This is a genomic window from Nostoc sp. JL33 (assembly GCF_017114985.1).
Lineage (GTDB): Bacteria > Cyanobacteriota > Cyanobacteriia > Cyanobacteriales > Nostocaceae > Nostoc.
In genome coordinates, this window is the sequence record NZ_JABXKP010000007.1 from 87,068 (window position 1) to 99,906 (window position 12,839).

The window sequence follows — 12,839 nt, forward strand, 5'->3', positions numbered from 1 at the left end:
AGTCTGGCTTGGCTGGATGTAGTTAAGCAAAATAGCGGTGTCTTAATGTATTTCCCCAACAGGGCATTACGGAGGTGAAAACTCCCCTTTGGGATTGGGGGATTGAAATTAATCTCACCCGAATTTCCGAAGGTCGGCTGCCGATGCTTGGATTTTTTTCCATATCCCTCCCGCATTTACTTTTCCTGATGTTTTGCACTTTTTTGTCATCGGGTCAAGAGTCTCTTGCACCTCGATAGATTCTCATTAAGTACAAATACTCCTAATTATTCTTATAACTTAGGATAGCTTGCTGCTGCTGAACAGGCTATCTTATTTGAGATGAACAGCATAACATTTGCGGATTCGCCCATCATCCCTTTGAAGTATTTTTGAGGGTAATTTTAGACTGCTAACTTATAGGACTACTAATTTTATCAGTAAATACCGATCAATGAGCGTCGATTATTAATAAATCCGAAAACTCTACAATGACACTTGTATAAATCTCGGTGACAATCGGAGCAAAAGAGGATAACAAAATGCCTGAAAGTAAATCAAAGTTTTTCATTCCTGCTGTTAGTGCTGCTGTAGTTGTAGCAGGAAGTATAGCGACTTATACCTATTTTAAAAGCCCATCAGGAGGTAGCTCAGATGCTCTAGACAGTGCTAAAGTAGTACCTTCAACAGCATTTATGGCAGCTTATATTACTACTGACTCTCAAGGCTGGGCAAAGTTACAGCAGTTTGGTACTCCAGAAGCACAAAAGTTAGTGGCTAAAGGTCTGGAAGATTTCAATAAGCAAATGTTCAGTAACAGTAACGTTTCTTATGAAAAAGACATAAAGCCTTGGGCTGGTGGTGTGATGATTGCTGTACTGCCAACAAATCCTGTGAAACCGGCACAGTTAAACGTGCCGTCTGGGGGATCTAATGTACCGACAAATTTACAACAGAAACCGAATATCCTGATAGTAGTGGGAATCAAGGACAAACTCAGCGCCTTGAATTTTGCTAATAAATTGAAGTCAGAAAAAGGGGTGAAATTCCAGGAATCTGACTACCAAGGTGAAAAAATTATCGAAACTAGACAAAATGGCAAGCCGACATATAGCGTAGTTTTAAATAATAGTCACTTGGTATTAGCCCCGGAAAAGCAAGCTGTAGAAAAAGCAATTGACACCTTTAAGGGACAGTCTTCTTTGGCCAGTAAAGAAGGTGCTAGCAGCATTCTCAACCAAGGAGTGGATGTCAAAAACAGCCTCGCCCAAATTTATGTACCAGACTATGCAGGTATGGTACAGCAATTATCAGCCGCAAGTCCGCAGACAAAGCAGTTACCTGCACAAACCCTGACGCAACTGAAGCAGATAAAATCTGTGGTAGCGGGTGTTGGTGTTGATGATGCAGGAGTGCGGCTAAAAGCGATCGCGAATTTAGATCCACAACTAAATAAATTTCAGTATCAATCAACTCCTGGGAATATAGTCGGGCAATTTCCGATTGATACCTTTGCTCTGATTAGCGGAAGTGGCATCAGCCGTGGCTGGGAAACGGTAGTAGAACAGTCAAAAGATTATCCCCAAATGAAGCAAGCTCTAGAACAGGTGCGATCGCAACTGAAATTTGTGAATATAGACCTGGATAAGGATATTTTTGGCTGGATGAATGGAGAATTTGCCTTTGGTGCAATTCCATCAAATCAAGGGGTTTTAGCAAGTGTTGGTTTTGGAGGTGCTTTAGTATTTGATACTAGCGATCGCAAAACTGCCGAAGCCACCTTCACAAAATTGGATACCCTCGCCAAAACTCAACGAATTAACATCGCCAACAAAAATATCGCTGGTAAAGACGTAACTGAATGGCAAATCCCCCAACAAGGAGCTTTATTGGCACATGGTTGGCTGGATCAAGATACTGTATTTGTAGCTCTTGGTGGCCCCATTGCTGAGGCAGTTAGCGATCGCAAGAATCCATCTCTCGACAATAGCGACACCTTCAAAGCTGTTACTGGTTCTTTGCAAAAGCCCAATGGCGGTTATTTCTACTTAGATATGGATAAAACTAAAACTGTGCCCCTGATCAATAGTTTTATCTCATCTAACGCCGATACCATCACCATCCTGGGTTCCATTCGTGGTTTTGGTATTACCGCCACTAGCCCTGATAAATCCACCAGTGAATTGGAGATGTTGTTAGCTCTGAAGCCGAATACTGCAAAATAGGGCATTGGGCGAATGGCACTAAGTTAACCGTAAAACATTGATATAACTGGTTTCTGGGTGTAAGGGTATAGGGGTATAAAAGAATGGCACTAAGAAAAGCTATTCGCTATGTAGAATAAGGGCTATAGCTTGAAAAGCTGGATGAGCAGTAATGGTATGGTTCAGGCGATGGTCGCAAAGCGAACCGCCTTCGGCATCGCCAATAGAAAAATGATGTACGGTTGTCCAAAAGTTTTTGGGGGTAGAAAAAGCGAAGCTCGTTCATGAAATACTTTCACAGGAGACGAGCAAGCCAACATCATAAACACTACTGTGACACTATGAGTACAAATCCTCAAGAATAAATTTGGACTACCTTTTAAAGAACTGTTACCAGAATCAATTATTGAAGAAACGCTTCAAGAACTAAAAATAAAATACAAGATTAGAAAATCTTGTTAGTTGGCACAAACCTCGAGTCTGCCCTAGTCATGTTCTTAATTTTTCTGCGATCGCTACTAAGCGTAGTAAATTCAATGTTTCGGGGGAGTGTCAAAATTTATGTTTGCAGTTGGCTACAATTAAGCAGAATCTAGGTTTGAATTGAGGAACTTCCCACTTTAGGGGAAATTAATTGAATGGAAACAGAAGCCATGCCGGAACCGAAACGCCTACGGATGGCCGTAGCGCAAACCACGCTTCGCTCTGACCCTAGCAATAGTGTTCAACTGCGCGAGAGCGGGCGGGAGATCCGATGTCTGATGTGCGAGGCACACGAAGCGGGCGCGAGGCTTGTACACTTCCCAGAGGGAGCTACTTGTTCTCCGCATAAGCGCATCATGTCCATCGCTGGCTGCGATCAAGTTGGGGCAGCAGACTGGAATCGAGTCCAGTGGGACGTTCTCCAGCAGGAGTTGAACCAGACGGCTGCCTTGGCGCGAGAGCTACGGCTGTGGGTCGTTCTCGGTTCGGTGCATCGGCTGACACCACCGCACCGTCCGCACAACAGCTTGTACGTCATCTCGGAGCGGGGCGAGGTAGTGACGCGATACGACGAGCGGATGCTGTCGAAGACCAAGCTAACCTTCATGTACACACCAGGCTCCATCCCGGTGACGTTCCAGGTTGACGGTCTACGGTTTGGATGCTCGGTTGGCATGGAATGTCAGTTTACAGAAGTGTTCAGCGAGTACGAGCGGCTCGATGTCGATTGCGTTCTGTTCTCGACAGCTGGCCCAGGTACGCCGAATAATAAGGGAGTGTTCGCTACCCAGGCGCAGGCACTCGCGGCGATGAACAGCTACTGGGTCAGCTATGCCGCGCTCACGCAGTCCGAAGGCGCACCGTCTGGTCTGATTTCACCTCGCGGGAAATGGCTGGTGCAGTGTCCGCAGCACGGTGAACCAGTAATGGCGGTCGTTGACTTGGACGACAGCGAACCGAACCTCGCACGACCGTGGAGGCGTAAGGTTCGGGACGGGATCTACGAGCCGCACCTCGTTTGCAACGATGCTCGGAGCAACGAGCGCCAAACCTTCTGAGCGGGCTTTAGGGATCTCCAGAAAATAAAAATAGTATTTAACTAAACAATGCGACTACAGTAGAAAAAGTTTTTAGTATACAGGCAAACTATGACTGAATACCAGAGACGATTTAAAATGACTATTTCTACTGTGCCTCGACGTGTCAAAATACTCAAACAGAAATTTCCCCAAAGTCTAGGACTACCTTTTAAAAAATTGTTACCTGACACGGTGATTCAAGAATCTCTGGCTAAACTTTTTATAAAATATAGCCGTCGATTATTTGACCCAATTGTTACTTTATGGGCGTTTCTCTCTCAACTTTTAGACACTGATAAAAGTTGCCATAATGCAGTTAGTAGAGTTATCGCCTATCTCGTGGGAGAAGGTGTGGAACTTCGTTCTACCCTGACCTCAAAACTGTTTGATTAGAAAAAATATTGTGTAGGAGAATTTTGTATTTGTCAACTACTTAATTCGCGGAATTATTCCGCGAATTAAGTGTTTTTTTCCACTGCATTCCCTCGCTTGTCACATCCCAGTGCTTCAAACCCTTACAGAATATACGTTTGGGCTTATCTTAGTGCCATTGCCATTGGGCATTGGTTATTAATTCTTCTCTCTGCTGCTCCCCCTGCTTCCTCATCCCCCTCATCTCCCCCCACTCCCCACTCCCCACCCTCCAGAATGTTTTTCAATTTGCATCTAGACTCGCCTCCAGCAAGTATGTCATAAGTACAAAAGGCTGTTAAATGCAAACTGACTTATGACTGCTGCTGTAAACACTAATCCTGGCTTTGCTTCCCGTTTGGTAAATGGCATATTGGCAATCAAGCCTTTAGCTAACCTAGCCAAACATCAAGCTAGACAAATGATGATTAAACGTGCCGAGAAAATTGGTGTGCCTTGGACGCAAGAAGTCGAAACACTACAGGCGCGTGATTGGAAGGCTGATCTAGCTCAAGTACAAAATCCTCAGCTTTCCTACCCAGAATACTACTTGCGGCCGTTCCATGCCTACGAAGGCGGAAACCTCAGTTGGAAAGCGGCTTGGGAGCTAGAAGTTGCTGCTCGTACCGTCCATGCCGGAATCTGGCAGGATGCTGGAGCCGAAGGAGATGCTAAACTCCGCCAAAGTTACCACGATATCCTCAAAGTTCAAATCCCCAATCAACCCCAAGACATCCTAGATTTGTGCTGCGGTGTGGGTTTGAGTACATTTACCATGCAAGAAATTTATCCCCATGCCCAAATTACAGGTTTGGACTTATCTCCCTACTTCTTAGCCGTTGCCAATTACCGCGCCCAACAACGCCAAGCTAAAATAAACTGGCTTCATGCCCAAGCTGAATCTACTGGACTACCTGATGCCTCTTTTGATTTAGTCTCCATTTTCCTGATGTGCCATGAATTGCCCCAGTCGTCAACCCGACAGATTTTAGCTGAAATGCGGCGCGTGCTGCGTCCCGGTGGCTACTTAGCAATCATGGACATGAATCCCAAATCTGAAGTTTACAAGAAAATGCCAGCTTACATTTTGACGTTGCTCAAAAGTACCGAACCGTATTTAGATGAATATTTCGCTTTGGACATTGAGCAGGCTATTGTTGAAGCGGGTTTCCAAACTCCCACTATCACTAACAATACCCACCGTCACCGCACAGCGATCGCTCAGGTGAGTGGTTGATTTTTCTCTAGTGTTGTGGGCAGCCATACCACCCTTGCTGCTGCTAGGCTACTACTATTGTCGAGTGCCATTTGCCCCACCTTTGTTAAAGTTGCTGATGTTCTTTATCATTGGGGCAATATCTGGTCTTTTAGCCCTGAGCCTCGAAAGGGTTTTTGAAACTGTAGCCAACTCTTTTGTAGACTGGCATCAGATCAAGCGATCGCTTCCTGGTATAGCCTTGCGGCAGCTTGTGGAAGTAGGCCCAATTGAAGAAGGCTGCAAATTGGCAGCAGTTGTTGTCCCAACCTGCTATCTGCAACGCAGGTATCGATTACTTCAGTCTACGGTTTTCCTCTTCACTATAGCCGCTACCCTTGGATTCACTGCCGAGGAGAACTGGATTTACCTGTTCCACGATACCGCATCAATTCTTGACCGGACTATTGGCACGCCAGTCCACGCCATGTTCTCTGCGCCTTGGGGATATGCTTTGGGAATTTATATTTCCTCCCACACTCGATTAAATCGAGACAGGAAGTTAATTTTTAGGGCTTGGCTAAATTCTGTAATTTGTCATGCCCTAGTTAATGTCCTATCTAGTGCTGGACGTTACTCAATACCCCTAAATTTCCTTACTTATGGTTTATTTCCGTTTCTATTGTGGATGTTTTGGCGACTGGAACAATTACTCCGAAAAGTACAAGGTAAACCTGTAATTACCCTGATTTCAGTCCGTACACCCCAACGCCGTTACTGGCAGAGGAGTTTAGTGCTGTTTACCCTCGTGCTGGGTGGAAATGCTATTTTTGGGCTGTTTCTCTTAGCCAGCAAAATTAGTCCCTTGAGTCCGTCCAAGTTTTTTGACAGTGATATATTGTGGTTTATACTTACTCGCTTTTTGCTAAATCTCTTTTTTGGAGTTTTAGCCTGGGGCATTTATCGCTATTTGCGACATTCCGCCCGTCGTCGGTATTTTTAAAATATGATTTAAGAAAATGCTAGGGGGTTTCTATGCAAACAACTCCAGTGCGTTGGACGACTGCTGACCTAGAGTTCTTTGCTAGCGATTCTCGTTCCGAGACACTTCGTGAACGCAGGAATCGCTATGAGATTATCGATGGAGAACTATTTGTGACTAAAGCACCTACTTGGGATCATCAATCAAGTTGTGGCAATATTGTTACATTTCTTAACAATTGGTCAGATGAAACTGGTTTAGGTAAAGCTGCGTAGATGCGGAGCAGCTTGTCGTCAGACATCGCACCTGGAATTATTTTCTCAGATTCTGACAATGTAATCCCTGATGTGGTGTGGGCAAGTCATGAACGCTTAAAATACTTGCTAGATGAAGCTGGACACCTTACGGGCGCACCGGAGTTAGTAGTAGAGGTTTTATCACCCGGCGAAAAAAATGAGAAACGCGACAGGGAAACAAAGCTAAAGCTTTACTCGGTGCAAGGGGTTCAGGAATATTGGACTTGCGATTCTATACAGAAAAAAGTTGAGGTTTATCGTCGTGAACAAGCTGCATTAAAGCTAGCAGTTACTTTATTTAGTCAAGATGAATTGACAAGTCCTTTGCTACCTGGTTTCAACTGCTTAGTTAGTAAACTTTTCTAGCTAGGCATTGGGCATTGGAATGATATAAATTCCCTATGTCTTATGCCTAAGTTTCTAATTAACTAAACTTGTGCCAATACTGGGTGATTCACGGCTGCGCTGACTGAATCTGATTCCGACTCCGTGCAGTAGATTTCGCAGGAGTTATTGGGACTTTCAATCAGTTTCACTTTGTAAAGTTTAGCTCCCAATTCCTGAATAGGCGATCGCAATAAATTACTAATATAAAGTGCGATATTTTCAGCCGTGGGCACAACTTCGGCAAAGTAAGAAATGTCTTTGTTTAAAAATGTGTGATCGAATGGCTCTACCACATAATCTTCTACCACTTGATTCAGGGCACCTAAATCAATAATCATGCCGGTACGTGGGTCAATTTTCCCTTTGACAGTGACTTCTAGATGGTAGTTGTGTCCGTGACCGTTGGGACGAGCGCACTTACCATAAACAAGCGTGTTTTCTTCGTTACTGAGGTTAGGATGAGCTAGCCGATGGGCAGCGCTAAAGTGAGTACTGATGCTGAGGTAGGCTTCCATTGCGTTTCCCATATAATCTGCCCAAAGTTCAGGATGTTCAAATAACTGCACACGGACTAGAGGCAAGTGAGGTGCTAACCTCTGCCAGATAATCCGTGCAATATTCTCAGTGGTGGGCAGAGTTTGTTGAAATTCTGCCCAGACATCGTTGAGATAAGAGAAGTCCAATTGACTGGTAACTTCCCGTTTAATTACGTGTTTCACATCAGACAAGTTTAGCACCATGCCATATTCATCCAATTCCCCGGCTAGGGAGATAAATAAGACATAGTTATGTCCGTGTCCCGGAAATCTAGAGCAAGCACCAAATTTTTCAATATTCTCGGCTTCACTCAGTTCTGGCAACCAATAGCGATGACTTGCTGAAAACTGGGCGCGGCGATTAACAATACATTGCATGAGTACAGTAGCAGCAGAATTTAAAATTTCTTAATCTTTTTCTGTTTCCAGGATAAACTAATTTCTCTGTCAGTGGTTAGGGGAATCAACACTTCGGACAATTTTACAACGATACTGAAAGCCTTACAGGGTATTCTCTGGCAAAAACGACGCATTTTTTAAAGATTAGCTTAGAGGATGTTTTAAAAGTATTGGGCGAATAGAATTCGCTACTACACAAACAAAGTCCACCTCCGTGGACTAAGAAAAAATGAAGGGTTTTTAACCTGCGGAGGCAGGTTTTGTCTGTGTAGCCGCGACTTTGTGTACTTTTGTTTCTATCAATCCCATTCCAGGTGCAGCGATACCAGTTGTGGCTACTATTCAGACTTTTATGGTTACATATATTGGCTGGCTAAGTGGACGGAAGTTTTCTGATCAAACTGTCAAAGACTTTTTTGTAAATGGGGGAGTAGGTCTTGGAGCAAATCTTGGCATGATCGGTATTGCTGATATTGCCTTAAAATTTATACCTGGTTTCGGTAGCTTGGTGGCATCTGGGGCTGGCGCGATCGCTACAAAAGGTTTAGGGGATGCTGCGATCGCATATTTTCTCACCTTACCAGAGGCAAAGAATGCAGGCTAGGAGGGTTAGGTTTGGGAGGCTTTGATGTTACCAAAAATACTTTTCAAACATCCTCTTAATAGACATCTCCGAAAACAGGTAAAGCCAGTCTTAAACTGACTTTTCAGCAGGCGATCGCACAATTTTAACAGATGCTACGTTTTTCTATGAAGGTGGGGACTTCCGCGCACTGTTTAAAAAATGCTAGATTAGCGAAAAATTTGCTAATCTAGCAAACCTAAATTTTTTGCAAGAAGTCTAATCTTCAGGTTCAATTCCCGCAGCCCGCAATTGTGCTGCTAGTCGTTCGGCGCGTTGGCGTTCTTGTTCGGCGCGTTGTCGTTCTTGTTCGGCGCGTTGGCGTTCTTGTTCGGCGCGTTGGCGTTCTTGTTCGGCGCGTTGGCGTTCTTGTTCAGCTAATTCAGTACCCCAGAGTAATAGGTTTCCTTGTTCATCCCACCACCGCAACCAATTTCCTGTGTGGTTTTCACGCATACCTTGCCATACGCCAAGGTAAAGATTCATTTCCCCTATCCAGTAACGTTGGTTTTCGTTGGAGGTTTGTACAATGTACCTGCCTGTATTGTGATCTAGGCGATAAACTTCTAAGTTGCCGCTATCAGGTTCAAAAATGGCATAGTTTGGAGCTTTTAAGACGCACTCGTAAAAAAACCATTTACCAGGAGGATAAGTGGGTTTAATGGAATATTCCCCGCCTTCTGTATCAGAAAGGAATTCCATCACAATTACGGGGATGTCTCCTTGTAATTGGGGGGTATAACTGCGTATTACTTCTTCTCTATCAACACCGATTTTCGGAATATACGCCCAGTCTGGAGCTTTAACGACGATTTTGCCATTTAATGTGGCGCAGATGCCGTAATTAGTTGGCGTCAGCGCATTGGGTGGGAGTTTTCCGGCAAGTTCTAAGCTTTGTGTAAGTGCTGCGGCTAAGGCTGGTTGGTTGATGTTGTCCACTGGATCATCTGGCAGTTTGTAATCATCGGGTAGTTTTTCCCAAGTGATTTGATAGTCTTGGCTAAGGGTTGTCATCGTGGATTCTCCTTTGCTGTGGTGTTTTACTGTATTGATCCCCCCAACCACTGAAAAAGCAAAGCTATGGTTACTCATCTTCATCGGGTTCTAAATCGTCATTTGTTAGTTCCTGATGCGGGATGGCGGCGATAATTGCATCTATTACTTTAGATACTGGTAATATCTCAATGTTAAGGTCAGGAAATTTTGTTCCTTTTGGGACGATCGCTCGTTTAAATCCCAACTTAGCAGCTTCTTTCAACCGCAGTTCCATTTGGGAAACCGATCGCACTTGTCCGCCTAAGCCAACTTCACCGATCAATACTGTACCCGGATCAACTATGCGATCGCGGAAACTGGCAACGATCGCGATCGCTATTCCCAGATCTACCGCCGGTTCTTCCACATTCAACCCACCCGCAGAAGCAACGTAAGAATCTAACTTGGACATCGGAATTCCCACGCGTTTTTCTAAGACGGCGAGAATTTGCACCAAACGGTTGTAATCTACGCCAGTACCAGCACGACGGGGTGAAGGGTAGCTGGTGGGACTCACCAAAGCTTGCAATTCCACAACTATCGGGCGAGTGCCTTCGCAAGCCACGACAATGGCAGTACCAGGAGCGGGATCGTCACGGTTGCCTAAAAATAGCTCTGAGGGGTTGGAGACTTCCCGCAGTCCCTCGGCCACCATTTCAAAAATGCCGATTTCGTGAGTTGCGCCGAAGCGGTTTTTTACTGTCCGTAATAACCGATGGGAGGCAAAGCGATCGCCTTCAAAATACAACACCGTATCTACTAAGTGTTCTAAAACTTTCGGCCCAGCGATCGCTCCTTCTTTGGTGACGTGTCCCACAATCAGCATAGTCACATCTTCGTGCTTCGCTACCTTCATCAGTGCTGCGGTACATTCCCGTACCTGAGCCACCGAACCTGGTGCAGAAGTAAGCGCCGGAAAAAACACCGTTTGGATACTATCAATCACCGCCACGTTGGGTTTTAGAGAGTCTATTTCCCGTAAAATTTCTTCTAAATCTGTTTCTGGCAGTACATATAAATCTGCACCTATACTGTCATGGTCTATGGGAAGTGTAGTATCTACTACTGTTCCCTTCTCCTCATTCACCAAACTTAGCCTTTTTGATACTCCCAAACGAGAAGCTCGTAATTTTACCTGCTGTCCCGATTCTTCACCAGTTACGTAAAGGATGCGATATTTCTGTGCTAGTTGATTTGATACTTGCAGTAATAAAGTAGATTTACCGATACCCGGATCACCTCCAATCAGCACCATAGAGCCAGGGACAATGCCACCCCCAAGCACCCGATCCAATTCTTCATAACCAGACTCCCAACGGGCAATTTGGCGATCAGTAATTTGGTCAAATGTTAAGGAGGCTCGCGCTTTAGCTGGTTTAGAGTGAGATTTGCCATTGGTTTGAGTTGATTGCCAACTACTCACTCCCCCCCGACTGGGTACATCTACTGAAGACTGGATAGTAATCTGCTCTTCTAGAGAATTGTATGTGCCACAACCTGGACACTTACCAAACCACTGAGATGATTCTGCTCCACAATCGTTACAAACGAAAAAGGTTTTTGACTTTGCCATTCTTAAATATTATTAAATAATCTTAATATTTTCTTAATTCTTGAAAAAAACTAAAAACCAATAATAGTAGTATTTAGAGCTTTTTCCAAATCAATTGGTGGAATGATATCTTAATATTATGGTATTAAAAATTAATCATGTAAATTTTTAGTGAAGGAGCCTTGAGAAACTTGGAAAGCCATAAAGAAAAAATCTTGGTGGTAGACGACGAAGCCAGCATTCGCCGGATTTTGGAAACGCGCCTTTCCATGATTGGCTACGATGTAGTGACGGCTGGCGACGGGGAAGAAGCTTTGGAAACTTTTCGCAAAACTGATCCTGACCTGGTAGTTTTGGATGTAATGATGCCAAAACTAGACGGTTATGGTGTATGTCAAGAATTACGAAAAGAATCAGATGTCCCGATTATTATGCTAACAGCCTTGGGTGATGTAGCCGATCGCATCACCGGGCTAGAATTAGGTGCTGATGACTACGTAGTTAAACCATTTTCCCCCAAGGAGCTAGAAGCTCGAATTCGCTCGGTGTTGCGGCGGGTAGACAAAACCAGTGGTTCTGGCATTCCTAGTTCTGGTGTGATCCATGTCGCTAATATTAAAATCGATACGAATAAGCGACAAGTCTACAAAGGCGATGAGCGAATTCGATTGACGGGTATGGAGTTCAGCTTACTAGAGTTGGTAGTCAGTCGCTCTGGAGAAGCTTTTTCTCGTTCGGAAATTTTGCAGGAAGTTTGGGGTTATACACCAGAGCGTCATGTGGATACCCGCGTAGTGGATGTGCATATATCCCGTTTGCGGGCAAAGTTAGAAGATGATCCTAGCAACCCAGAATTGATTCTCACAGCACGGGGTACGGGTTATCTTTTCCAGCGAATTATTGAACCAGGGGAGGAGTGAAAATAGTTAGGAGTGAGGAGTTAGAAGTGAGGAGTTAAAAACTTTCTTCAACTCATAACTCATAACTGATAACTCATAACTTTTTCCAAGGATGACTAAACCTGATCCTAATCGAGTTTTGCGGCGTCTACCCATTGTCGTCGGTGGGCTAGGCGCTGTGCTTTTGCTGATTAACCGTTTATTGACACCAGAATTAACCCAGTCTCAATCGCGTGGTGATGTGGTAGGCGTGATTTTGAGTGCGGTGTTAATTTTAACGGGTTTAATTTGGCAGCAAGTTCAGCCGCGATCGCCTGATATTGTAGAACTAATTGGTGAAGTTGGTTTTGTACTAGCAGCAGATTTACCTGAAGCCGTGAAAACAGAGCTAGCCTGGGCATCTCATTTATTGTTAACCAATACAGTAACGCGATCGCTTGTGGTTTTTTATCAAGGTAAAGTTTTGTTGCGTCGCGGGATTCTAGGTACAAAATCTGAAGTTGTACCAGGAGTAATCTTAAAACAGGTACTCGAAAAACAAAAGCCAATTTATTTAGTTGCGCTAAAAATATATCCAGGTAGGCTTGAATTTGATTATTTACCAGAAAATACTCAAGGTGTAATTTGTCAACCTATTGGCAACCAAGGTGCTTTAATTTTGGGCGCGAATGCTCCTCGCAGTTACACCAAACAAGATGAAAACTGGATTGCGGGAATTGCTGATAAATTAGCCGTTACTCTTGGCTCTTAGGTGATTGGCTAGTTTAGAATTTAATCTAA

General features: G+C 44.2%; 12 protein-coding genes and 1 pseudogene. 9 read left to right on the top strand and 4 right to left on the bottom strand.

All coding sequences use genetic code 11. The annotated features are described in order from the left end of the window. The first annotated feature begins 521 nt into the window (after positions 1 to 521). From HWQ23_RS00570 to HWQ23_RS00580, 3 genes are all read left to right on the top strand, one after another. Positions 522 to 2,204, top strand: coding sequence for a DUF3352 domain-containing protein (locus HWQ23_RS00570; RefSeq protein ID WP_292822835.1), 1,683 nt, complete (start codon positions 522 to 524; stop codon positions 2,202 to 2,204). Positions 2,205 to 2,944: 740 nt separating this feature from the next. Further along, positions 2,945 to 3,724 (top strand): carbon-nitrogen hydrolase family protein, encoded by a 780-nt coding sequence (locus HWQ23_RS00575; protein ID WP_292822922.1) that lies wholly within the window; start codon positions 2,945 to 2,947, stop codon positions 3,722 to 3,724. Positions 3,725 to 3,841: 117 nt separating this feature from the next. Continuing rightward, on the top strand, positions 3,842 to 4,138 hold the full coding sequence (locus HWQ23_RS00580) for a hypothetical protein (RefSeq protein ID WP_292822836.1): 297 nt from the start codon (positions 3,842 to 3,844) through the stop codon (positions 4,136 to 4,138). A gap of 143 nt (positions 4,139 to 4,281) precedes the next feature. On the opposite strand, the gene HWQ23_RS00585 is transcribed toward HWQ23_RS00580, so the two are convergent. Beyond that, a complete protein-coding gene (locus HWQ23_RS00585) occupies positions 4,282 to 4,404 on the bottom strand; it encodes a hypothetical protein (RefSeq protein ID WP_292822837.1) in 123 nt (40 codons plus the stop codon). Between the two features lie 68 nt (positions 4,405 to 4,472). Here HWQ23_RS00585 and HWQ23_RS00590 point away from each other — a divergent pair, with 68 nt between their 5' ends. The 3 genes and pseudogenes from HWQ23_RS00590 (at position 4,473) to HWQ23_RS00600 (ending at position 6,995) form a co-directional block, all read left to right on the top strand. Then, positions 4,473 to 5,393 (top strand): class I SAM-dependent methyltransferase, encoded by a 921-nt coding sequence (locus tag HWQ23_RS00590; protein WP_292822838.1) that lies wholly within the window; start codon positions 4,473 to 4,475, stop codon positions 5,391 to 5,393. Next, positions 5,386 to 6,354, top strand: a complete 969-nt coding sequence (locus tag HWQ23_RS00595; protein WP_292822839.1) for a PrsW family intramembrane metalloprotease — start codon at positions 5,386 to 5,388, stop codon at positions 6,352 to 6,354. The genes HWQ23_RS00590 and HWQ23_RS00595 overlap by 8 nt, the downstream gene beginning before the upstream one ends. A gap of 32 nt (positions 6,355 to 6,386) precedes the next feature. After that, positions 6,387 to 6,995 (top strand): annotated as a pseudogene (locus HWQ23_RS00600) (Uma2 family endonuclease). Between the two features lie 62 nt (positions 6,996 to 7,057). Here HWQ23_RS00600 and HWQ23_RS00605 read toward each other — a convergent pair. Next, on the bottom strand, positions 7,058 to 7,930 hold the full coding sequence (locus tag HWQ23_RS00605; RefSeq protein WP_292822840.1) for a 6-carboxytetrahydropterin synthase: 873 nt from the start codon (positions 7,928 to 7,930) through the stop codon (positions 7,058 to 7,060). Between the two features lie 352 nt (positions 7,931 to 8,282). Between HWQ23_RS00605 and HWQ23_RS00610 the strand changes: the two genes are divergently transcribed. Then, complete coding sequence (locus tag HWQ23_RS00610) at positions 8,283 to 8,555, top strand: hypothetical protein (protein ID WP_292822841.1); 273 nt, start codon at positions 8,283 to 8,285, stop codon at positions 8,553 to 8,555. Between the two features lie 237 nt (positions 8,556 to 8,792). On the opposite strand, the gene HWQ23_RS00615 is transcribed toward HWQ23_RS00610, so the two are convergent. Beyond that, a complete protein-coding gene (locus tag HWQ23_RS00615; RefSeq protein WP_292822842.1) occupies positions 8,793 to 9,587 on the bottom strand; it encodes a DUF874 family protein in 795 nt (264 codons plus the stop codon). A 70-nt stretch (positions 9,588 to 9,657) separates the two neighbouring features. After that, positions 9,658 to 11,181: a DNA repair protein RadA gene (radA, locus tag HWQ23_RS00620; protein ID WP_292822843.1), complete on the bottom strand. Its 1,524-nt coding sequence runs from the start codon at positions 11,179 to 11,181 to the stop codon at positions 9,658 to 9,660. Positions 11,182 to 11,351: 170 nt separating this feature from the next. Between radA and rpaB the strand changes: the two genes are divergently transcribed. Together rpaB and HWQ23_RS00630 are read left to right on the top strand one after the other, a co-directional pair. Next, complete coding sequence (rpaB, locus tag HWQ23_RS00625) at positions 11,352 to 12,080, top strand: response regulator transcription factor RpaB (RefSeq protein ID WP_292765338.1); 729 nt, start codon at positions 11,352 to 11,354, stop codon at positions 12,078 to 12,080. A 91-nt stretch (positions 12,081 to 12,171) separates the two neighbouring features. After that, positions 12,172 to 12,810, top strand: coding sequence for a cofactor assembly of complex C subunit B (locus HWQ23_RS00630; protein ID WP_292822844.1), 639 nt, complete (start codon positions 12,172 to 12,174; stop codon positions 12,808 to 12,810). The last annotated feature ends 29 nt before the right edge of the window (positions 12,811 to 12,839 follow it).

Coding starts and splice junctions, on each gene's coding strand:
- HWQ23_RS00575 (WP_292822922.1), top strand. CDS start 2,945: ATGTGCGAGGCACACGAAGCGGGCGCGAGGCTTGTACACTTCCCAGAG.
- radA (WP_292822843.1), bottom strand. CDS start 11,181: ATGGCAAAGTCAAAAACCTTTTTCGTTTGTAACGATTGTGGAGCAGAA.
- HWQ23_RS00580 (WP_292822836.1), top strand. CDS start 3,842: ATGACTATTTCTACTGTGCCTCGACGTGTCAAAATACTCAAACAGAAA.
- HWQ23_RS00615 (WP_292822842.1), bottom strand. CDS start 9,587: ATGACAACCCTTAGCCAAGACTATCAAATCACTTGGGAAAAACTACCC.
- HWQ23_RS00590 (WP_292822838.1), top strand. CDS start 4,473: ATGACTGCTGCTGTAAACACTAATCCTGGCTTTGCTTCCCGTTTGGTA.
- HWQ23_RS00605 (WP_292822840.1), bottom strand. CDS start 7,930: ATGCAATGTATTGTTAATCGCCGCGCCCAGTTTTCAGCAAGTCATCGC.
- HWQ23_RS00570 (WP_292822835.1), top strand. CDS start 522: ATGCCTGAAAGTAAATCAAAGTTTTTCATTCCTGCTGTTAGTGCTGCT.
- HWQ23_RS00630 (WP_292822844.1), top strand. CDS start 12,172: ATGACTAAACCTGATCCTAATCGAGTTTTGCGGCGTCTACCCATTGTC.